Origin of the sequence: Labrys sp. WJW (assembly GCF_001676615.1) — a bacterium.
GTDB classification, from domain to species: domain Bacteria; phylum Pseudomonadota; class Alphaproteobacteria; order Rhizobiales; family Labraceae; genus Labrys; species Labrys sedimenti.
This window is the reverse complement of the sequence record NZ_LYXZ01000018.1, coordinates 16,184-36,307: the sequence shown is the minus strand read 5'-3', so window position 1 is coordinate 36,307 and position 20,124 is coordinate 16,184. Positions and strand designations below refer to the sequence as shown.

Annotated in this window: 20 protein-coding genes; 10 read left to right on the top strand and 10 right to left on the bottom strand. The window is 64.7% G+C overall.

Going from position 1 to position 20,124, the window contains the following annotated elements; all coding sequences use genetic code 11:
• Positions 1 to 84: 84 nt before the first annotated feature.
• The 4 genes from BA190_RS12195 (at position 85) to BA190_RS12180 (ending at position 3,077) form a co-directional block, all read left to right on the top strand.
• Positions 85 to 969: a DMT family transporter gene (locus BA190_RS12195; RefSeq protein WP_068286971.1), complete on the top strand. Its 885-nt coding sequence runs from the start codon at positions 85 to 87 to the stop codon at positions 967 to 969.
• Positions 969 to 1,898, top strand: a complete 930-nt coding sequence (locus BA190_RS12190) for a DMT family transporter (RefSeq protein ID WP_068286969.1) — start codon at positions 969 to 971, stop codon at positions 1,896 to 1,898. Before BA190_RS12195 ends, BA190_RS12190 begins: the two co-directional genes overlap by 1 nt.
• A gap of 14 nt (positions 1,899 to 1,912) precedes the next feature.
• Positions 1,913 to 2,698, top strand: coding sequence for an enoyl-CoA hydratase-related protein (locus BA190_RS12185; protein WP_068286967.1), 786 nt, complete (start codon positions 1,913 to 1,915; stop codon positions 2,696 to 2,698).
• Positions 2,699 to 2,864: 166 nt separating this feature from the next.
• A complete protein-coding gene (locus BA190_RS12180) occupies positions 2,865 to 3,077 on the top strand; it encodes a hypothetical protein (RefSeq protein WP_068286964.1) in 213 nt (70 codons plus the stop codon).
• Positions 3,078 to 3,444: 367 nt separating this feature from the next.
• Here the strand turns inward: BA190_RS12180 and cml are convergent, their stop codons facing one another.
• From cml to cobS, 6 genes are all read right to left on the bottom strand, one after another.
• The gene (gene cml / locus BA190_RS12175; protein WP_068286961.1) at positions 3,445 to 4,665 is read right to left on the bottom strand and encodes a CmlA/FloR family chloramphenicol efflux MFS transporter; all 1,221 of its coding nucleotides are present in this window, start codon (positions 4,663 to 4,665) and stop codon (positions 3,445 to 3,447) included.
• A gap of 342 nt (positions 4,666 to 5,007) precedes the next feature.
• A complete protein-coding gene (locus BA190_RS12170) occupies positions 5,008 to 5,343 on the bottom strand; it encodes a hypothetical protein (protein ID WP_068286959.1) in 336 nt (111 codons plus the stop codon).
• 27 nt (positions 5,344 to 5,370) lie between these two features.
• Positions 5,371 to 6,246, bottom strand: coding sequence for an NAD(P)-dependent oxidoreductase (locus tag BA190_RS12165; protein ID WP_068286957.1), 876 nt, complete (start codon positions 6,244 to 6,246; stop codon positions 5,371 to 5,373).
• A 167-nt stretch (positions 6,247 to 6,413) separates the two neighbouring features.
• Positions 6,414 to 7,199 (bottom strand): transporter substrate-binding domain-containing protein, encoded by a 786-nt coding sequence (locus tag BA190_RS12160; RefSeq protein WP_068286954.1) that lies wholly within the window; start codon positions 7,197 to 7,199, stop codon positions 6,414 to 6,416.
• A gap of 82 nt (positions 7,200 to 7,281) precedes the next feature.
• Positions 7,282 to 7,530 carry a DUF1289 domain-containing protein gene (locus tag BA190_RS12155; protein ID WP_068286950.1) on the bottom strand — a complete coding sequence of 83 codons (249 nt, stop codon included), beginning with the start codon at positions 7,528 to 7,530 and terminating at the stop codon, positions 7,282 to 7,284.
• 35 nt (positions 7,531 to 7,565) lie between these two features.
• Positions 7,566 to 8,372: an adenosylcobinamide-GDP ribazoletransferase gene (gene cobS / locus BA190_RS12150; protein ID WP_245314692.1), complete on the bottom strand. Its 807-nt coding sequence runs from the start codon at positions 8,370 to 8,372 to the stop codon at positions 7,566 to 7,568.
• Positions 8,373 to 8,558: 186 nt separating this feature from the next.
• Here cobS and cobT point away from each other — a divergent pair, with 186 nt between their 5' ends.
• From cobT to BA190_RS12135, 3 genes are all read left to right on the top strand, one after another.
• Positions 8,559 to 9,584, top strand: a complete 1,026-nt coding sequence (gene cobT / locus BA190_RS12145) for a nicotinate-nucleotide--dimethylbenzimidazole phosphoribosyltransferase (protein ID WP_068286948.1) — start codon at positions 8,559 to 8,561, stop codon at positions 9,582 to 9,584.
• Positions 9,585 to 9,825: 241 nt separating this feature from the next.
• Positions 9,826 to 10,125: a porin gene (locus BA190_RS12140; protein ID WP_068286944.1), complete on the top strand. Its 300-nt coding sequence runs from the start codon at positions 9,826 to 9,828 to the stop codon at positions 10,123 to 10,125.
• A 351-nt stretch (positions 10,126 to 10,476) separates the two neighbouring features.
• A complete protein-coding gene (locus BA190_RS12135; protein ID WP_068286941.1) occupies positions 10,477 to 11,235 on the top strand; it encodes an MBL fold metallo-hydrolase in 759 nt (252 codons plus the stop codon).
• 116 nt (positions 11,236 to 11,351) lie between these two features.
• Here the strand turns inward: BA190_RS12135 and BA190_RS12130 are convergent, their stop codons facing one another.
• From BA190_RS12130 to BA190_RS12120, 3 genes are all read right to left on the bottom strand, one after another.
• Positions 11,352 to 11,954: a hypothetical protein gene (locus BA190_RS12130; RefSeq protein WP_068286938.1), complete on the bottom strand. Its 603-nt coding sequence runs from the start codon at positions 11,952 to 11,954 to the stop codon at positions 11,352 to 11,354.
• A 108-nt stretch (positions 11,955 to 12,062) separates the two neighbouring features.
• The gene (dusA, locus tag BA190_RS12125; RefSeq protein ID WP_256390529.1) at positions 12,063 to 13,079 is read right to left on the bottom strand and encodes a tRNA dihydrouridine(20/20a) synthase DusA; all 1,017 of its coding nucleotides are present in this window, start codon (positions 13,077 to 13,079) and stop codon (positions 12,063 to 12,065) included.
• A gap of 85 nt (positions 13,080 to 13,164) precedes the next feature.
• Entirely contained in the window at positions 13,165 to 14,103 is a 939-nt protein-coding gene (locus tag BA190_RS12120) for a LysR family transcriptional regulator (protein ID WP_068286932.1), read from the bottom strand.
• A 116-nt stretch (positions 14,104 to 14,219) separates the two neighbouring features.
• Between BA190_RS12120 and BA190_RS12115 the strand changes: the two genes are divergently transcribed.
• The 3 genes from BA190_RS12115 (at position 14,220) to ade (ending at position 19,326) form a co-directional block, all read left to right on the top strand.
• Positions 14,220 to 16,016 (top strand): adenine deaminase, encoded by a 1,797-nt coding sequence (locus tag BA190_RS12115; protein WP_068286929.1) that lies wholly within the window; start codon positions 14,220 to 14,222, stop codon positions 16,014 to 16,016.
• A gap of 49 nt (positions 16,017 to 16,065) precedes the next feature.
• Positions 16,066 to 17,469, top strand: a complete 1,404-nt coding sequence (locus tag BA190_RS12110; protein ID WP_068286926.1) for an NCS2 family permease — start codon at positions 16,066 to 16,068, stop codon at positions 17,467 to 17,469.
• 66 nt (positions 17,470 to 17,535) lie between these two features.
• Complete coding sequence (gene ade / locus BA190_RS12105; protein ID WP_068286923.1) at positions 17,536 to 19,326, top strand: adenine deaminase; 1,791 nt, start codon at positions 17,536 to 17,538, stop codon at positions 19,324 to 19,326.
• Between the two features lie 24 nt (positions 19,327 to 19,350).
• Here ade and BA190_RS12100 read toward each other — a convergent pair whose 3' ends face one another.
• Positions 19,351 to 19,998: a glutathione S-transferase family protein gene (locus BA190_RS12100; RefSeq protein WP_068287668.1), complete on the bottom strand. Its 648-nt coding sequence runs from the start codon at positions 19,996 to 19,998 to the stop codon at positions 19,351 to 19,353.
• Between the last annotated feature and the right edge of the window lie 126 nt (positions 19,999 to 20,124).

Genomic DNA, 20,124 nt, shown 5'->3' with positions numbered 1-20,124 from the left:
CTCAGACAAAGTATAGGTAAGTATTATTCTCTTACCTCCTGATTGCCCGCTGCCTGCCGGCGGCGATCTTTTGATTGCGCCTCCATGCCGCCCGCACAATCGCATTGGTCCGGAATCGTCGCGATGGTTCTCGCGACAGGGTTGTTTGTCGTCAGCGACAGCCTGATGAAGCTCACGGCGCAGGGTTTGCAGCCCTTCCAGGTCCTGTTCATGCGCGGTTTCTTCGGGCTGGTGTCCTGCAGCCTCCTGCTAGTCGCGACCGGGCAGATGCGCCAGCTCGGTGGCGCCCTGCATTGGCGTGCCATCTTGCGCGCGATGCTCGAGGCGGCAGCCACCTTCTTCTACATGGCGGCCCTGTCCGCCATGCCGATCGCCGATGCGATCGCCATCGGCCAGACCGCACCGCTGCTGGTCATCGTCGCCATGGCCGTGATCTTCCGTGAGCGGATCGGCGCGGTCCGCCTCGCTCTGGTCTGCACCGGCTTTCTCGGAGCCCTGCTGGTGGCACAGCCCGGCGGCGCAGGCCTGTCACCCGCGGCGCTCTACGCCTTTGTGACCGCCATGATGGTGGCAACGCGAGACCTGCTCACTCGCGGTACGCCCTCCACCATTCCCACTTTCGTCGTCCTCACCACCACGACCGTAGTGCTGACGCTCGCCACCGGCTGTGCCACCCTGATCCATGAGAGCTGGATGCCGCCCTCGCTCGATCAATGGGTGACCATGGCCGCTTCCGGCTTCATCGTCACGCTCGGCCAGATGGCGATCTTCCTGAGCTACCGCAGGGCGCCGGCCGGGATCGTGGCGCCCTATTACTACAGCTTCACCGTCTGGGCGGTGATCGGCGGCTTCCTGGTCTGGGGCGAGGTGCCGAACGGGCTCGCCATAACCGGCATGGTGATGATCGTGGCAAGCGGGCTAGCCCTGCTCTTCGTCAGATCGAGGCATACGCAGGAAGCCATCGCCTGATGACCACGGTTGCATTTACCCAGGCCGATCTCGGCCGCCAACGGGCCAATCAGCGCGGCATCATATTGATGATCGCTGCGATGGCCTGCTTCGTGGTGAACGATTCCGTCGCCAAGCTCGCCACCGCCCGCATGCCCGTCAGCGAGGTGATCGCCATTCGCGGCGTCTTTGCGACGGCCTTCGTGCTCACCCTCATCCTGGCCACTGGCCTTCAGCGCCATTTCCGCGTGATCTGGCAATGGCGGGTCGCCGCTCGCGGCGGCATGGAGAGCGTGGTCGCCTTCGCCTCCATTCTCGGCCTCAGCCATGTGCCGCTCGGCATCGCCACCGCCATCGGCCAGATCGCGCCGATCCTGCTGCTGGCCTTGTCGGCGCTGTTGCTCAAGGAAAAGGTCGACGCCAGGCGATGGGTAGCCGTGTTCGTCTGTTTTGCCGGCGTGATCCTGGTGGCTCGCCCGAGCACGGAAGGCCTCAATATCTATGTCCTGGCCACCCTGGCCTGCGCCGTGCTGGCGGCGCTGCGGGATCTCGTCACCCACCGCATCGGCGCCAGCGTGCCGACCCTGCTGGTGACGCTCGGCACCACGACCATCGTCTCCCTGGCCGGTTTTGCCGGCTCGGCCGTATCCGAATGGCAGCCGCTCCTCCTTGCCGACCTTTCGCTCCTGATGCTGGGCGGCCTGAGTCTTGTCGGCGGGCATGCCCTGGTCATCGCCGCCTATCGCGGCACCGATGTCTCGGTCGTCAGCCCGTTCCGCTATTCGGCCATCGCGCTTTCGGTCCTGGCCGGGCTTGCGGTCTTCGGCGATTTACCCGATGTGTGGGCGGGTGCCGGCATGATATTGATCATCCTCAGCGGCCTCTATGCTGCCGGACGCGAAATGCGGCGCCGGCGGGCCATCGAGGCGGCGCTGGAAAAGGGTGTCTGAGCGGGGAGTACGGCATGAGCGAGTTGGTGGTGGAGAATGTGGGTTCGGTACGCACTCTGAGGCTGAACCGCCCCACGAAGCTCAATGCCTTTACGGCAAACCTCCACGCCGAACTCCGAACAGCGCTTTCAGCGGCAATTGCCGATGACGAGGTCAAGGTGATCGTGCTCACCGGTGAGGGGCGCGCCTTCTCCTCGGGCCAGGACCTCACCGAGGACCTGCCGCGCGACAGCCGGGGTGACATCGACCTCGGCCCCGCCCTGGAACGGGACTACAATCCCCTGATCAAGCAGATCGTCAGCTCTCCAAAGCCGACCATCGCGGCACTCAACGGGCCGGCCGTCGGTGCGTCCATGAACATCGCCCTGGCCTGCGATATCGTGCTGGCGTCGCGATCGGCGACCCTGCAGGAAGCCTTCGCCAAGATCGCCCTGATCCCGGATGCCGGCGGCACCTGGCTGCTGCCGCGCCTGATCGGCCCCAAGCGCGCGCTCGCCCTCATGCTGACCGCCGAGGCGGTGCCGGCGGAGGAAGCCTTGCGCATGGGCCTCGTCTACAAGCTCTATGAGGATGCCAGCTTCCGCGACGACGTCGCGGCCTTTGCTGCCAAGCTCGCCCTGGGCCCGGCCCTGGCTTTCCGCATGATCCGCGAAGCGGTACTGGCCAGCGCCGACAACGATCTCGATGCCCAATTGGCCCTGGAAGCGGCGCTGCAGCGCAAGGCGGGCGCCTCGCACGATTTTGCCGAAGGCGTCGCCGCCTTCCTGGCCAAGCGGGCGCCGCTGTTCCAGGGGCGCTGACGGAGCTTTCTGGGATTTAGCGGAAGCGCAAGGACGTGTCGAAACAAGGAACTCGAGCAAAGAAGTTCATGCATGAGCACACTGTGTTCCAGAATTGCGCTTTCTTAACGTGAAATCGCCGGCATTCCGGCCGAGAATGCAGCCAGGCTGAAGTTGAGGATTTGATTTGTTTCGTTCACGCTGGACCTTGCTGGTACTGGTCGCCATACTTGGCATTGCCGCCATCTATGTCAGCAGTAACCCGGAAATGGCGAGCCGCTACGCCCAGGCGCAACGCGACGCGGCCTTGAGCGCCGATACCAAGCAGACCGTGATGCTGCTGATTGCCCTGGCGGTCGGCGGCTATCTCGCCTGGTTCTTCCTCATTCGCAAGGAGTGAGCGCTTCGGCGCTCGAAGATTATAGCGTTTTGCGGTTCGACGGGGTCACCTCGAATTGCATCTTTCTCTAGCTTCTTGTTTTGACGCGTTTTCTTGTTCGAAAAGTCTATCAACTCTTCTGGAAAAACGCTCTAAGACGCCAGAAAAACGAAACCCCGCCATTGCTGACGGGGTTGCCTTGCGACAAAGGCCAGGATCAAACCCGAAGGCGAAACGCCGGCCCTTTCATTTCAATCGGCCCACCCCCCAGTACATCCGTGGTAGGGCTACCTTTCGATCAGGCACCCGACGCGTCCGCCGGATCACCCTTGGAAGGCTATATAGGAAGCCTTTGTGACGAGAACAAGACGGGCCGGAGCAAAATGCTTCAGCCCGCAGAGGAATTCTCGACGTCGATCCTCGACAGCCCTTCCCGCCTTGCTCCGGCAAGCAGAAGAACCAGGCTCGCCATGCCGGCGGCATAGGCCACCAGCGGCCAGGCGGTATCCCCCGGCAGAACCAGGACGACCAAGGTGCCGCCCACACTGACCATCAGGCTCTGCACGCAGAAATAGAGCGCAACAGCCGCACCGGCGATGTCATCGAAGCCCTGGAGCGCACCATTGGCAGCGACACCGCCGGCGAGGACGATGCCGACGGCGATCACCCACATCGGCGCGAGAAAGCTCCACCAGGATGCCGCTTCCACCATCTCGCCCAAGGCAAGCAGGCCGGCGCCCGCCAGGATCGTCGCCATGGCCCGCCTGAGGCAGCCCAGGCGTCCCCAGCTCTCGACACGGCCTGGCACGAAACGGGTTGCGACCATCATGGCGACGGCCGCCGTGGCGAAGGCAAGGCTGAAGGCCAGGGGCGAATAGCCGGCCCTGTCGATCAGCACCCGCGGCGCGGTGGAGAAGAAGACGAAGAAGCTCCCCATCGCCGTGCCGAAGGCCGCCGTATAGGTCCAGAAGGCATAGCTGGAGAGAACCGTAGTGGCCGGACGCCGAGCGACCTCGACCGCTTCTCGCCGGGTCTCGGGCCAGCGCCATGCCGCTTGGGCGAACGCGGCGGCCATCAACAGTCCCAGCGTGAGGAAGATTGCCCGCCAGCCGAATCGATCGGCGATGAGTGCCCCGGCAATCGGCCCCAAGGCCGGCACGAAAGCGAGCATGGCGCTGAACAGGCTGTAGATGACGGCGCCTTCGGGACGTTCGGCGTAGACGTCCCGGACCGTGGCGAAGGTCGCCACCAGGCAGGCGGAGGCGCCGGCCGCCTGCAGGAAGCGCAGGGCCACGAAGACAGCGGCGTTGGAACTCGCCGCAAGTCCCAGAGACGCAAGCAGGAACAGGGCGGCACCGCCGATCAGCACCGGCCGGCGGCCTGTGCGGTCGGACAGCGGCCCGAAGACGATCTGCCCGGCCCCCAGCATCACCATATAGAGGCTGAGGGTCAGTTGGATCACCGCGACGCTGGTTTCCAGCGTCGCCGGCATGATGGGCACGATGGGCAGATAGATATCCATGGCCAGGGAGGCGAGGATATCGAAGGGGGCCATCAGCAACAGGGCCGACGGCAAAGCATGGCCCCAGACGGGGTTTTTGGCAGGCATGACGAAACATCCGCTCAAATGAAAACATTCGGCGGCGGTCTGCCTCTTCAGTGCGAAACCGGATGGGATCGGACAGAACGCCGCAACAACATCGACATGTCGTTGCGGCCTAGCGGTCCGACGATTTGAGGCCTCTCATGTCCGGCTCCCGTGAAACGGATGAAACAAGGCCTCTAGAGCAAAGCGCGTTTAGACGGAAACGCTGCTTTGCTCTCGCTCTTTGGTTCGACGCGTCTTTGCGATTCGAGATGATTCCGCCTAATCGCAAAACGCTCTAGCAAAATGCCGACGGGCGAACAATCCTCGGTGGCGAAACCTCCTGTCAGGCGTCGCTTCTCCCGGTCAAGATCGCGAGCCATCCAAATCGGAGACGAGGCGCAGATAGCCGCCGCGATAGTCTCCGAAGTCGGTCAATTGCGCATCCACCGACTGTGCTGCCGTCTGGGCTCTCCCCACCCAGCTGCGCACACCGGCGACATCCTCGGAAGTCGTCTCCAATTCGGCACCGACATGGCGTTGCAGGAAGGCGACAAGGCTGGCGACAGCTTCGTCGAGCCCGGATGCCGTGGCCAGCATCAGGCTTTCATAGAGCTTGCCCTCTTCCTCGTCTGTCTCGGCATTGTAGTCCGGCTCGCCATCGAAACCCGGCGGCGAGCCCATATCCTCAAGGGTCTTCATGCGTGCGGCTTTCCTATCCTCGCCCGATCAACTGCGCGGCTTTTCGAGCCGAGCGACGAGGCTGCAGGTATCCCAGCGCCGGCCGCCCATGGCCTGGACCTCGGCATAGAACTGGTCGACCAGGGCCGTCACCGGCAATTGGGCGCCGTTCGCCCGGGCGGTTTCGAGGCAGATGCCCAGATCCTTGCGCATCCAGTCGACCGCGAAACCGAAATCGAACTTGCCTTCCTGCATCGGCTTCCAGCGATTTTCCATCTGCCAGGATTGCGCGGCGCCCTTCGAGATCACGCCGATCACCTTTTCGAGGTCGAGGCCGGCCTTGTTGGCGAAATGGACGCCCTCGGACAGGCCCTGCACCAGCCCGGCGATGCAGATCTGATTGACCATCTTGGTCAGCTGACCGGCGCCTGAAGGACCCATGAGCTGGCAAGCCTTGGCATAATGGGCGATCACCGGCTCGGCCCGGGCATAGACGTCGGCATCGCCGCCGCACATCACCCCGAGCGCACCGTTCTCGGCGCCGGCCTGCCCGCCGGAAACCGGAGCGTCGACGAAGCCGAGGCCAAGCTTGCCGGCCGCTTCATAGAGTTCGCGCGCGACCTCGGCGGAAGCTGTGGTGTGGTCGACGAAGATGGCGCCCTTCTTCATGCCGGAAAAGGCGCCTTGCGGCCCAGTCGTCACCGAGCGCAAATCATCGTCATTGCCCACGCAGGCAAAGACGATGTCGGCATCCTTGGCTGCCTCGGCCGGGGTCGGCGCAGAGGCGTTGCCGTATTTCTCTACCCAGGCCTGCGCCTTGGCGGGCGTACGATTGTAGACGGTGACCTGATGGCCGCCCTTTACGGTCAGATGGCCCGCCATCGGAAAGCCCATCACGCCGAGACCGAGAAACGCCACTTTCATCGCAAGAACTCCTTTATCCCAGCGCTTCTAGAGCAAAGTACGTGCAAGCGTGAACGCTTATTTGTTCCGGCTCCGTGTTCCCAGGCTAATCCAAAGGATTGGCTAAGGCGTCCTTGCGATTCTTGGTGTTTCCACCAAATCGCAAAACGCTCGAGCAACTGCTGGGCTCAATAGATCGAGAAGGGGAAATATTTGTCGTTGATCGTCTTGTAGGTGCCATCGGCGACGATATCGGCAATCGCCTTGTTGAATTTTTCGGCAAGATCCACATCGCTCTTGCGCAGGGCGATCCCCTCGCCCTCCCCGAAGAACCTGGCATATTTCGCCAGGTCGACATCGGCCTTCAGTTCACAGCAGGTGCTTTCGGGCTTGCCCAGCCAGCCGGCCAGCATCAGCTTGTCGGCAAGCACGGCATCGAGGCGCCCGGTCACAAGATCGGCATTGGCCTCGCTTTGGTTGCCATAAAGCTTGATCTGGGCGCCTCCTGCCTGGATCTCCGCCTGCAGGAAGGAAGCCTGCACCGTGTTGGCGACGACGCCGACCACCCTGTCCTTCAGCCCCGCCGCGTCCCAGGCGGCGATCTTGCTGTCCTTGCGCGCCACGAAGCTCGTCGGTCGATCGTAATAGCGATTGGTGAAAGCGACCTGGCGCCGCCGCTCCGGCGTGATCGACATGGAGGAGACGATGGCGTCGACCTTGCCGGCGTTCAAGGACGGAATCAGGGCATCCCAATCGAGGACTTCGAAACTGCAGGCCGCATCCATTTTCCGGCAGAGCGCCTTGGCGATATCGACATCGAAACCGATGGGCTCATCCTTGGCATCGAGCTGGTTGAAGGGCGGATAGCCGCCCTCGGTGGCGATGCGGATGGATTTCCACTCCCTTGCCGAGGCCGTACCGCCGGTGAAGGCGGCGAAAGCTGCAGCCAAGATGAGAGCGCCGATCCGAATCATGCCATCTCCTCGATGCTTCCCCAAAGTGGCCGGCGATTTGGTGCAACCGCCCACAGGGAGTTCAGCCATTCAAATGTGGCATTCATACGCGATTGCGCCGCCCGGTCCGCCGCCGCGCCGCCATCATGGCGTCGAAAGCATCGCGGGCGGCTTGCAAGGCGGGCGTTTGCGCAAAGCGATCCGGCAATCTCGCCATCAGCGCCAGGCGGTCCTCCTCGCTCATCTCCACCCAGCGGCCGATTTCCAGGCTGGTGCGTCCGCAACCGATGCAGAAGCCGCTCGCCGCATCGATGCGGCAAATGGCGACGCAAGGTGTGGAGGTGATCTGCATGGCGTTCACAATCCGGCTAGCGAGGTATCAATAATTTAGACATGCCAGCCCAGAGGCGCCAGAGCGCCTGCCAGGATTGCCATTTCGGCGAGCATCACGGCAGCACCGCAGACATCGCCGGTCTGCCCGCCAATCTGCCGTTCAGCCAGCCGCGTGACAGCATAGGCCGCCGCAAGCCCCGCCAGGGGTGCGAGAACCGACATGAAATGGCCGGTTCCGGCCCAGGCCAGCAAAGCCGTTGCGACCATGGCGGGGACGGCGCCGGAGCGCCAGGCATGGCCGGTCAACCGGCCTGCCGAAGCGCCGGCACCATCCGGGCGCGCCGGCCCCAGCAAAACCAGCGGCAACAGCCCCAGGATGCGGGAAGTGCCGACGGCAGCCGCCAGAACCAGGCTGGTGCGCCAGATATCGCCGGTCGCCGTCAGCAACGCAGCAAGCAGCGACACCCGGGCGGCGAGAGCCAGCATCAGGGCGGTCGCTCCATACGCACCGATGCGCGAATCACGCATGATCTCCAGCTTGCGCTCGAGCGTGCCGCCACCGCCGAAACCATCGACGACATCGGCAAGCCCATCCTCATGCATGGCACCGGTCATCACCGCCAGGGCAGCGACCGCGAAGATGGCGGCAACCGTTGCAGGCAAGCCGACGAGATGGGCGATAACCAGTGCGATGGCGGCCGCCAGGCCGAGCACGGCCCCGGCCAGCGGCGTCACCGGCGCCAGCCGCTCCATGTCGGGCCGGCCATGCGGATCGGCCTCGAAGGACAGGACGGGCAACGGCAAACGCGACCAGAAGCGCAGAGCCTGCGGAACGCTGGCGAGAAAGGAGGAATGCATCATGACGACAACCTGCATGCCATGCTGGCACCCATCAAATCAACGGTGCGACGGGCTCGCACAGCCCGGCTCCTGCTTCCTCCCCCGTGTCGAGACCGGGGCATCAACCGTCGTCACGCGACCTTTCCGCCGCGCGGTCATCGGTCTATAAGCGCGGCAAATCATCTCTCCCACATTGGAAACATCCCAATGGCTTTTGCCGGCACCGCCCTGCCCTTCGACGACATCCGCGAGCTCGCCCGCAGCATGCCCGCCCTCGACGCCAACGCCGTGGCGGGTGTGAAGCAGCGTGACGGTCAACTGACCAAGCCGCCGGGCAGCCTCGGCCGGCTGGAGACCATCGTCGAATGGCTCGCTGCCGTTCAGGCCACGCCCTCCCCCACCGTCTCGCGCCCCCTGGTGGCGATCTTCGCCGGCAATCACGGCGTGGTCGCCCGGGGCGTTTCGCCCTATCCGCAGGAAGTCACACGCCAGATGCTGGAGAATTTCGCGGCCGGGGGCGCCGCAATCAACCAGATCTGCTCGACCTTCGACATCGGCCTCAAGGTTTTCGACCTCGCCCTGGACATCCCCACCGGTGACATCACCTGCGAGGCAGCGCTCGACGAGAAGGCCTGCGCGGCCACCATGGCCTTCGGCATGGAGGCGGTCTCCGGCGGCATTGACCTGCTGGTGCTGGGTGAGATGGGCATTGGCAACACCACCATCGCCGCCGCCATCTATCACGCCCTCTATGGCGGAGAAGCCGCTCATTGGGTCGGTCGCGGCACGGGTGTCGACGATGCCGGCCTCGCCCGCAAGATCGCGGCTGTCTCGGCCGCGGTCGAATTCCACCGCAGCCATCTCAAGGACCCCCTCGAAGTGCTGCGGCGCCTGGGCGGCCGTGAAATCGCGGCGATGGCCGGCGCCATCCTGGCGGCCCGCAGCCAGCGCGTGCCCGTGGTGCTGGACGGTTATGTCGTCTGCGCCGCCGCGGCCATTCTCCACGCCATGGATCCCGCCTTGCTGGACCATTGCATCGCCGGGCACGTCTCCGCCGAGGGCGCTCATGGCGATGTACTGGTTCGCCTGGGCAAGAAGCCGCTGCTTGATCTCGACATGCGACTCGGCGAAGCATCCGGCGCGGCCCTGGCGGTATCCCTCATCAAGGCTGCTCTTGCCTGCCATACCGGCATGGCGACCTTCGCGCAGGCGGGTGTCACCGACAAGGCATGAGCTGCGCTCGATGGTACAAGCGGGGCGGCACGACGACTGGATGTAACAAACCGTTACATCTCGTGTTCGAGCCGGAAAAGCTTTGCCGCGAAGTGGTCACGATCGGGCGCTAGGCCTGACTCGCTGCTAGAGTCGGGTATGTTTCGGCAAGAATGCCTGCTTTGCTCTAACTTTTGTTTCGACGCGTCCTTACGATTTCCGGGCGATCCGCCCAATCGCAAGGCGCTTTAGGAGCCTATTCATGTTCAGGACGATCAGTGCTGCCATCGCCGTGCTTGCCTTTACGGCGCCTGGCTTTGCCGGCGAGAAGACCGATCCCCGCTGCAGCCAATATGGCGAGGGCTTCGCCTATTCGGCCGATACCGGCATGTGCATCAGGGTGGGCGGCGAGTTCCGTGCCGATTACGGGTTCAGGAAGCAGAGCGGCCTCGGCCAGCAGAGCGGCTTCGGTTCCACCGTCAAGGGCCATGTCGATGCGCGCGGCAACAGTGATCTCGGCCCCTTCCGCATCGTGGTCGAGCCGACTGCCCGCAAGTTCTGACCCAGACGGATTCGCCCCGGCCGAACCACAAGATTCGACCGAAAGGAATCCGTAGGATCTCAAGTGCCTGCGGCGTTTCAGGCCATTCGCTTTGTGCGTTTTCGCACAGACAGTTTCGGCATTTCGTGGGCTGGCCGCCCCCGGCTCATTCTCGCCGGTTTTGCCTGCTTTCTTTAAGTTGAAGTTCCAGGACTTTTCGGTTCATACCGGTGGATGACTTGACGCGCATCACCCGGTTGAAGCCTCGCCGATCGGCCAGGCTTGTTATCGAAATAGAACAGACTTCGGCATGAGGCAGATCCTTTTCCGCTCCCTCCAATTCGCGGCGCCCCGGCGGCAGGAGGTCCTGCCATGCGCGTGACGGTGGTCGGCTGTGGCGATGCCTTCGGATCGGGCGGACGGTTCAACACCGCCAGCCTGGTCGAGATCGAGGATGCGCAGGAGGGTCGTACCATCTGCCTGCTCGATTGCGGCGCGACCACGATGACGGCGCTCAGCGCCATGGGCATCGATCCCGACCAGATCGACCTGATCATGCTGACCCATCTGCATGGCGATCATTTCGGCGGCATTCCCTTCCTGTTGCTCGATGCCCAATGGGTCCGCAAGCGCACCCGTTCGCTGCGCATCATCGGCCCCCCCGGCACGATCGAGCGCCTGTCCACCACCATCGAGGCGCTGTTTGCCGGCGCTACCATGGAGACGCCCTGGAGCTTTGCCTGGAGCGTGGAGGAAATGGCGCCGGGCACGCAGCGCGAAGCCCAGGGCTTCACGATCCGTACCGTCGAGGTGGTGCATCCCTGCGGCGCGCCGGCCACAGCCGTCCGGCTGGAAGGCGACGGCAAGGTCTTCGTCCATTCCGGCGATACCGAATGGACCGAGGTCTTGCCTCAGATCGCCGACGGCGCGGACCTGCTCTTCCTCGAATGCTTCGCCATCGAGGAGACCCCGCCCCATCTCGACTATAATCGCCTGCTGGCCCGCCGCGGCGATTTCAACGCCAAACGCGTGGTGCTCACCCATATGGGCCCGACCATGCTGGCCTATCGCGACAAGGTCGACCGCACCCTGTTCGACCTTGCCGAGGACGGCATGGTGATCGACGTTTAGCGGCTCCTCCCTGGAGCGCGGACATCTTGTCCGCTCTTGTAAAGACATTGTCGGTTGGTAAGCAGAGGGGACATCGCGACATGCAGCATGTCGCGATGTCCGCGCTCCTACTGTCGTCACATCGGCGGCGCGGCGCCGTTCTGGCCGGTGGCCACGCTGTTGGTCCGCCAGTCCTTGCCGTCGGGCTGGGCCACCACGAAAACGGCAATCCCAGGCTTGATGATCGTCCGCTCGGCCGCATTGAACTGCACCACGGGAACCTGCGGCGGGATCACGATCTTGCGGCTGCCGCCGGGAAAGCTGAGCGTGACCTCCCTGCCCTTGTCCGTCGAGACGACCTCGCCCCCCACCGTGCCGTTGGTCATGCGGGCGCCCGGCTGGGAATCCCAGTCCCGCTCGCCCTCGCCGCTCTTGACGCCGGGCGGAAAGACATGGACCTCCAGCGATTTTCCGGAGCCGTCCGCCTGGGGGATCTGCGCCGTGCCGATGAAGCTGCCGGCATGGATGGCCTCCACGCCGATCGGCGCCACCAGCCGGGCCTTCCAGTCAGGCGTGAGATGGATCGAGACGCTCTGGCCGTCCTTGGTCTTGAGGCTGAGCCCCTTGCTGTCCATCGCTTCGATCGTGCCGCGGAAGATCTTGCGCGGGGTCTCCTGCGCCTGGGCCGGCAGGATGAAGGCAAGCGCCAGCAGGCCGGCAAGCCGATAGGGTTTCGTCATGATGCAAACTCCGCGCCCCCGCGACGCAACTGCGTCCCCGATGAGGCAGCATAGCGCTCCGGCGGGACGAGGCGATTCACTTTGGCGGGAGCGGCGTGCGATCGGCGATCAGGCGGCCTTGGCCTCGATGGCGCGGCGGACATGCGCGGCTGCCTCGAACAGCACCTCGAGCCCGGCCCCGGGTTTGACCGCCTCGGTGGCGAGATGGCGCCGGTAGAGCCGCGCGCCCGGCCGGCCCGGGAAGAGGCCGATCATATGACGGGTGATCGAACTCAACCGAACGCCCTGCGCCAGCTGCGCCTCGATATAGGGCGCCATCGCCTCGATGGCTTCGAAGCCGTCGGCAACCGGCGCCGCCACGCCGAACAGGGTGGGATCGACAGCCAGCAGGATCTCGGGATTCTGATAGGCCTCGCGCCCGACCATGACGCCATCGAGACAGGCTCGATGCGTGCCCCACTCCTCGACGGCCTTGATGCCGCCATTGATGGAGATGTTGAGGTCAGGGTTGGCTTTCTTCAGCCTGTAGACGCGGCCATAGTCGAGCGGCGGCACGTCGCGGTTCTCCTTGGGGCTCAGGCCCTTCAGCCAGGCCTTCCGCGCATGCACGATCAGGGCGTCGACGCCGGCGGCCCGGACGGTGGCGGTGATACGATCGAGTGCAGCCTCGGGGTCCTGCTCGTCGATGCCGATGCGGCATTTGACGGTGACGGGCAGGTCGACGGCGGCCTTCATGGCGGCAACGCATTCACCCACCAATTCTGGCTCCGCCATCAGGCAGGCGCCGAACCGCCCTTCCTGCACGCGGTCGGACGGGCAGCCGACATTGAGATTGATCTCGTCATAGCCGAAATCGGCGCAGATACGGGCCGAGGTGGCCAGGTCCTTCGGATTGGAACCGCCGAGCTGCACGGCGATGGGATGTTCCTCGCCCGAAAAGCCGAGCAGACGCTGCCGGTCGCCGTGAATAACGGCACCGGTGGTCACCATCTCGCTATAAAGCAAGGCCTTCGCCGAGAGGATGCGATGGAAGAACCGGCAATGACGATCCGTCCAGTCCATCATCGGGGCGATGGAAAAGTCTCTGTCCAACATGCTGCTTTCGTTGCTCTTTTGCGCTCGCAGCGCCCATCAGGAGGGCCTCGGCCACCGAGCGCCCGAGGCTCTTACAGCATTTTCCTGTCTTTTCAAAGAGTTGATCGCCCCGGGATCAGCCAACCCGCTCGACATAGTAGCGGGGAACCCTTCCCTTTTCACGGTCGCGATAGAAATCGGCGCAGAAATCGGCGAAGGCCCGGAAACGGCGCGAGACGTGGCGGCGCCGGGAGTAGATCAGGTTGATCGCCGTCTCCGGCGAACGCCATTGCGGCAAGACAGGCGCGAGCAGGCCGTGCTCGCATTCGGTCTCGACGAAGAAACCGGGCAGATAGGCGATGCCCTCGCCGGCCACCGCGAAATATTTGAGGGTCCAGTAGTCGTTGGTCATGCAGCTCACCGGCGGCAGGATGTCGGTCTCGGTGCCCTGCGCATCGGCGAGATACCAGGATTGCGGGCGGGTGGGCTGGCGGAAGATCAGGCCGCGATGGCGGGCGAGATCGTCGGTCGTTTCAGGCAGGCCGTGGCGGTCGAGATAGGTGGGGCTGGCATAGAGCCCGTAGGAGGCCGTCGCCAGGCGGCGGCTGACATAGTCGATCTCAGACGGCTCGCCCCAATGGAAGATGCCGTCGAGGGCGAGTTCGGTGACATCCGAGAAGGGCTGGCGCGAGGTGAGGAACACCACGTCGAGCACCACCTGCGGATAGTTCTGGCGGAAGGCGAAGAGCAGCTCGGAGGTGATGGTCGTGCCGAATTCGCCGGTGGAACCGACCCGCAGCGTGCCGGCCACCTCGTGGCGCATCTCCGCCATCGCCGTCGCCGCATCCTCGCAGCTCGCCTGGATGCGCCGGGCATGGCGCAGCAATTCAGAGCCGGCATCGGTGACATGGAGGTGATGGCCCTCGCGCACGAAGAGTTCGACCCCGAACTCGTCCTCGAGCTGGCGGATGCGGTGGCTGAGCGTCGATTTCGGCAAGCGGTGCAGCCGGGCGGCGGCCGAGATCGAGCGGGCATCCGCGACTTTCACGAAGCAATCGATGATGGAAAGATCCATGCCGGCCTCAATTTCGTTCAAAGAATTGGACGATCAGTTCATCGGATAGCCCAATTCGGCCAGTTGTGTAAACGATGCTCTGCCGGAATACTCCCTCCCAATCCAGGGAGGTTTCAGTGACGGATATACGGGAGTTCATTCGCGCCGCGTCGGGGCACGGTGCCAAGGCGAGCCTGGCGGTTCGCGGCGGCCGGCTGGTCAATGTGGTGTCGGAGGAGATCTACCAGGCCGACATCGCCATTCTCGGCGACCGCATCATCGCCGTCGGCGACATCGCCGACCATGTCGGACCGGAGACCGAGATCATCGATGCCAGCGGCAAATATCTCTGCCCGGGCATGATCGACGGCCATCTGCATGTCGAATGCTCCAAGCTCTCGATCACCAGCTTCGCGAAGGCCGTGGTGCCGCTCGGCACCACCTCGATCGTCACGGGCCTCGACCAGATCATCGTGGTGGGCGGCCCGGCCGCGGCCCGCGAATTCCTCGACGAGGCACGACAGACACCGCTGAAAGTGTTCTGGGGCGCACCCTGCAAGACGCCCTACACCATGCCCCGCTCCACCGTCGGCCATTATTTCGGCCCGCAGGATCACCTCGCCACCCATCACTGGCCGGAATGCGTCGGCATCTGGGAGACGGTGCGCGAGTTCATCCAGGAAGAGGATGCCGACGTGCTCAAGGCGATCGAGATCGCCGAGGCCAGCCGCCTGCCCTTGCTCGGCTGCTGCCCGATGACGCGCGGCGCCCGGCTCGACGCCTACCAGCAGGCCCGCGTACGCGCCGACCATGAGAGCTACACGCCCGAGGAGATGCTGGAGAAACTGCGCGCCGGCATGCATGTGGTGGTGCGCGAATCCTCGATCTCGCACTTCCTGTCCGACAATCTGCGCATCGTCACCGAAATGGGCGTGAAGGCGCTGCGCCGCATCAGCTTCTGCACCGACGACGTCGTCGCCAGCGACATCCTGGCGCGCGGCCATCTCGACAACATGGTGCGCATGGCGATCGCCATGGGTATCTCCCCGATGGCGGCGATCCAGATGGCGACGATCAACGGGGCCGATGCCCTGAGGATCGACGACAAGGTCGGCTCGCTCTCGCCGGGCCGGGCAGCCGACATCCTGCTGGTCAACGACCTGCGCGACTTCAAGATCGAGGCGGTGATCGCCAAGGGCGCCCTGGCGGCGCGCGACGGCAGCATGGCCGTGGAGCTCGCGCCGCCGCCGCGCAGCGAGGCTCTGCTGCACTCGATCAAGCTCGAGCCGATCAAACCCGAGGAGATTGCGGTGCCCTTCAGCGGCTCCGGCGACAGCGCCGACGTCCTGGCGATCGCGGTGACGCCCGAGAAGATCTTCGTGCGCACGCGGCGCGACGTGTCGCTGCCAGTGAAGGAGGGCCGCATCCAGGCGGATATCGGCCAGAACGTGCAGTACATCACCGTGGTCGAGCGCTACGGCAAGACGCGCAACCGCCCCGTCGCCTTCACCTCCGGCTTCGGCCTGAAGGCGGGCGCCATGGCCAGTTCTACCGCGCCCGATGACAACAACATCATCTGCATCGGCACCAATGTCGAGGACATGGCCGTTGCCATCAACCATCTCATCGCCAACCAGGGCGGCCAGGTGGTGGTGCGCGACGGCAAGGTGCTCGAATTCCTCCATCTGCCGGTCGGCGGCATCGTCGCCGATATCGACCCCGCGGCGATGGCCGAGAAGGAACTGCGGCTCGACGACGCGGTACGGAGCCTCGGCTGCGACCTGCCCTGGCCGTTCATGTACATGTTCGTGCTGCAGATCACCGCGATTCCCGATTATGCGATCACCGATCTGGGCGTGGTCGACTGCGTGAATTTGAAGGTGATCTCGCCACTGATCCAAGCAGCGGGTAACGACATCGGGGCAGCGGCATAGACAGCCTCTGCCCGGCTCCATAACGACAATAATTCTGAGGGGAGGAGAAATGGGCTATCAAACCGATGTCGAGGCAAGGGGAACGGGCGAGGGCCAATCCTGGCTCGCCGCCGCACTCGACCGCTACTTCCAGATATCGCACTTCGGATCGACGGTTCGCACCGAGATCCTGGCCGGGCTGACGACCTTCCTGGCGGCATCCTATGTCATCGTCGTCAATCCCGCGATCCTGCTGCCGGCCGGCATCCCGTTCTCGGCCGGCGTCACCGCCACCGTGCTGGTCAGCTTCATCGGCAGCTGCGCCATGGGGCTCTATGCCCGCAGCCCGATCCTGGTGGCGCCCGGCATGGGCATCAACGCCCTCTTCACCTATACGATGGTGCTCGGCGCCAAGGTGCCGCTGGAGATCGCGCTCGGCTGCGTCCTCTGGGCAGGCGTGCTCTTCACCATCATGGCGCTCCTCGACCTGCGCACGGCGGTGATCGAGGCGATACCGACAGACCTTCGCTATGGCATTGCCTGCGGCATCGGCCTGTTCATCGCGCTGATCGGCCTGGTCAACGCCAAGTTCATCGTCTCCAATGCCGATACCATCGTCGGGCTCACGCATTTCTCGCCCGTGACGCTCACCTTCATCGCCGGCTTCATCGTCACGGTCGCGCTGGTGGTGCGCCGGCTGCCCGGCGCCATGATGCTCGGCATGATCACCACCACCCTTCTCGCCATCCCGATCGGGCGCTGGTGGGGCGATGGCGCCGCCTTCAATGCCGGCACGCCCGACCTGCACACGCTGGTCAACTGGAGCGGGCTGACCGCCGCCCCCGATTTCAGCTTCGTCGGCAAGATCGATCTGCTCGGCGCCCTGCAATTTGCCTATGCGCCCTTCATCTTCGTGTTCCTGTTCACGAATTTCGTCGAGGCGCTGTCGACCTTCCTCGGCCTGGCCGAAGCTGCCGACCTCAAGGACGAGAACGGCATGCCGCGCAACGTCAAGCAGTCGATGCATGTCGACGCCGTCGCCGCGTTGATCTCGGCGCCGCTCGGCACCAGCCCGGCCACGGTCTATCTGGAATCGGGCGCCGGCATCGCCCAGGGCGGCCGCACCGGCCTGGTCGCGCTGGTCTCGGGCCTGCTCTTCCTGCCCTTCCTGTTCCTGTCGCCGCTGCTTTCCCTGGTCCCGGCCATCGCCACGGCGCCGGTGCTGATCCTCACCGGCCTGTTCATGTCCGAGCCGATGGGCCGCATCCGTTGGTCGAGCATGGAGGACGCCATCCCGGCCTTCCTCGCCATCGTGCTGATTCCCCTCACCTTCTCGATCACGCTCGGTCTGTCGCTCGCGGTCATCGCCTATGTGCTGCTCAAGCTTCTCGCCGGCAAGCCAGGCGAAGTGAGGCCGGTGATGTGGTTCGTGGCGGTGCTCGCGGCCATGCTGGTCTTGCAGGTGCAGGCCTGACGATCCGCGCGGGCGGGCGCCTCGACGCCCGCCCGTCACTTCTCCGAATTGAAAGGACAGCAGGACATGCTGAAGCCCTGGTCTGAAATCGCGCCCCGGCTTGTCGACGTCGCCATGGGCCGCACGCCGGCCGATCTGGTCATCCGCAACGGGCGCTGGGTGAACGTCTATTCCGGCGAGATCGTGCCGGGAACCGACATCGCCGTTTCGGCCGGGCGCTTTGCCTATGTCGGCCCCGATGCCGGCCACGCCATCGGCCCGGAGACCAGGGTCGTCGACGCCGCCGGCCGCTATCTCGTGCCGGGCCTGTGCGACGGCCACATGCATGTCGAAAGCGGCCTGGTCACGGTGACCGAGTTCGCGCGCGCCGTCATCCCGCATGGCACCACAACCATGTTCATCGATCCGCACGAGATCGCCAATGTGCTCGGCCTGCCCGGCGTCAAGCTGATGAACGACGAGGCGCAAAGCCTGCCGATCAACATCCTGGTGCAGGTGCCGAGCTGCGTGCCGAGCGCACCAGGGCTGGAACGCGCCGGCGCCGAACTCAGCGCGGAAGATGTCAGGCAGGCCCTGTCCTGGCCCAATATCATCGGGCTCGGCGAGATGATGAACTTCCCGGGCGTCGCCTCGAACGATGCCAAGATGCTGGCGGAGATCGCTGCCACCCAGGCGGCCCGTCTCACCGTCGGCGGCCACTACGCCTCCCCCGATCTCGGCCGCGCCTTCCACGCCTATGCGGCCGGCGGCCCGGCGGATGATCACGAGGGCACCACGCTGGACGACGCCATCGCCCGCGTGCGCCAGGGCATGCGCGCCATGCTGCGCCTCGGCTCGGCCTGGTACGACGTCGCCGCCCAGGTCAAGGCCATCACCGAATGCGGCCTCGATCCGCGCAACTTCATCCTGTGCACCGACGACAGCCATTCCGGCACGCTGGTCAATGACGGCCACATGAACCGGGTGGTGCGCCATGCCATCGCCCAGGGCCTGAAGCCTGTCACCGCCATCCAGATGGCGACGCTCAACACCGCGCAGCATTTCGGCCTGGAACGGGAGCTCGGCTCGATCGCGCCGGGCCGCCGCGCCGACCTGATCATCAGTTCGGACCTCGCGGCGCTGCCGGTCGAGATGGTGTTCGCCCGCGGCGAATTGCTGGCCGAGCATGGCGCTCTGACGGCGGAAATCCCCCGTTATGCCTATCCGGACAGTGCCTGCAACACGGTGCGGCTCGGCAAGCGCCTGGAGGCCCCGGATTTCGACATCGCCGCACCCGGCGCCTCCGAGATCACGGCCCGGGTGATCGGCGTGGTCGAGAACCAGGCCCCCACCAAGGCGCTGGAAAGGAAGCTGCCGGTCGAGGACGGCATCGTCGGCATGGACAGGGCCAACGATGTCTGCCAGATCGCCCTGGTCGAGCGCCACCGCGCCACCGGCGAGGTGGTCAACGCCTTCGTGTCCGGCTTCGGCTATACCAAGGATTGCGCCATGGCCTCGACCGTGGCGCATGACAGCCACCACATGATCGTGGTGGGCACCAACAAGCGCGACATGGCGCTGGCCGCCAACCGGCTGGGTGAGGTCGGCGGCGGCATCGTGATGATCAGCGAGGGTCGGGAGCTCGCCCTGGTCGAATTGCCGGTGGCCGGCCTGATGTCTGACGAGCGGGCCGAGATCGTGGCCGGGAAGGCGAGCCGGCTGGTCGAGGCGATGCGCGAATGCGGCTGCACGCTCAACAACGCCTATATGCAGCATTCGCTGCTGGCGCTGGTGGTCATCCCGGAGCTGCGCATCTCCGACAAGGGCCTGATCGACGTCACCCGCTTCGCCGAGACCTCGGTGCTGGTGGCGGGCTGAAGAAAACCGAAAGCGGCGTGCCGGTCACGCCGCTTTCGCCGGGCCAGCGGGGAAGACGCCAGACATCACCGAAAAGCCCTTGATACGCTTGACCCTGTCGGACCAGCGGCGGATCGCCGGATAGTCCTGGCGGGGAATGCCACCCTCCTCCGACAACATCACATAGGGAAAACAAGCAATGTCGGCGATGGTCGGCTGGGGCGCGCTGCAGAGCCAGTCGCGCTTTTCCTGCTCGCCGAACCACAGATGCTCGTCGAGGATACGGAACAGGCGATGGGCGCCCGATCGCGCCGCCTCGACGTCGAGTTCGTAGAACAGGCCGTCATGCAGCCGCGCCGCCGAGGCCGTGGCGGTGATGCCGTCGGCGAAGGCCAGCCATTGGCTGATCTCACCGAGCAAAGCGGGATTGCCCTGCGGATACCAGCCACCCCCGGCATCATATTTGGCGGCGAGATAGACGAGGATGGCCTGGGCATCGCGCAGCACCAGCCCGTCATCCTCGATCACCGGCAACTGGCCGAGCGGATTGATCCTGAGGAACCAGTCAGACTTGTGCTCGCGGCCGGGATAGAAATCGACCGGCACGGTTTCATAGGCCATGCCGAGAATGCCCATCAGCAGGCGCAGCTTGTAGCAATTGCCGGAGAGTTCGTAGTCGTAGAGCTTGATCACGGTCATATCCCAGAATTGCAGTCTTGCAGGAAGAGTGGTGTTTCGTCATTGCGAGCGGAGCGAAGCAATCCAGGCTTAGCCGCACTCGAGAGACTGGATTGCTTCGCTACGCTCGCAATGACGGCT

Bases quoted from the DNA above. Each gene is read 5' to 3' on its own strand.
- BA190_RS12195 (WP_068286971.1), top strand. From the start codon at position 85: ATGCCGCCCGCACAATCGCATTGGTCCGGAATCGTCGCGATGGTTCTC.
- BA190_RS12190 (WP_068286969.1), top strand. From the start codon at position 969: ATGACCACGGTTGCATTTACCCAGGCCGATCTCGGCCGCCAACGGGCC.
- BA190_RS12185 (WP_068286967.1), top strand. From the start codon at position 1,913: ATGAGCGAGTTGGTGGTGGAGAATGTGGGTTCGGTACGCACTCTGAGG.
- cml (WP_068286961.1), bottom strand. From the start codon at position 4,665: ATGCCTGCCAAAAACCCCGTCTGGGGCCATGCTTTGCCGTCGGCCCTG.
- BA190_RS12170 (WP_068286959.1), bottom strand. From the start codon at position 5,343: ATGAAGACCCTTGAGGATATGGGCTCGCCGCCGGGTTTCGATGGCGAG.
- BA190_RS12165 (WP_068286957.1), bottom strand. From the start codon at position 6,246: ATGAAAGTGGCGTTTCTCGGTCTCGGCGTGATGGGCTTTCCGATGGCG.
- BA190_RS12160 (WP_068286954.1), bottom strand. From the start codon at position 7,199: ATGATTCGGATCGGCGCTCTCATCTTGGCTGCAGCTTTCGCCGCCTTC.
- BA190_RS12155 (WP_068286950.1), bottom strand. From the start codon at position 7,530: ATGCAGATCACCTCCACACCTTGCGTCGCCATTTGCCGCATCGATGCG.
- cobS (WP_245314692.1), bottom strand. From the start codon at position 8,372: ATGATGCATTCCTCCTTTCTCGCCAGCGTTCCGCAGGCTCTGCGCTTC.
- cobT (WP_068286948.1), top strand. From the start codon at position 8,559: ATGGCTTTTGCCGGCACCGCCCTGCCCTTCGACGACATCCGCGAGCTC.
- BA190_RS12140 (WP_068286944.1), top strand. From the start codon at position 9,826: ATGTTCAGGACGATCAGTGCTGCCATCGCCGTGCTTGCCTTTACGGCG.
- BA190_RS12135 (WP_068286941.1), top strand. From the start codon at position 10,477: ATGCGCGTGACGGTGGTCGGCTGTGGCGATGCCTTCGGATCGGGCGGA.
- BA190_RS12130 (WP_068286938.1), bottom strand. From the start codon at position 11,954: ATGACGAAACCCTATCGGCTTGCCGGCCTGCTGGCGCTTGCCTTCATC.
- BA190_RS12120 (WP_068286932.1), bottom strand. From the start codon at position 14,103: ATGGATCTTTCCATCATCGATTGCTTCGTGAAAGTCGCGGATGCCCGC.
- BA190_RS12110 (WP_068286926.1), top strand. From the start codon at position 16,066: ATGGGCTATCAAACCGATGTCGAGGCAAGGGGAACGGGCGAGGGCCAA.
- ade (WP_068286923.1), top strand. From the start codon at position 17,536: ATGCTGAAGCCCTGGTCTGAAATCGCGCCCCGGCTTGTCGACGTCGCC.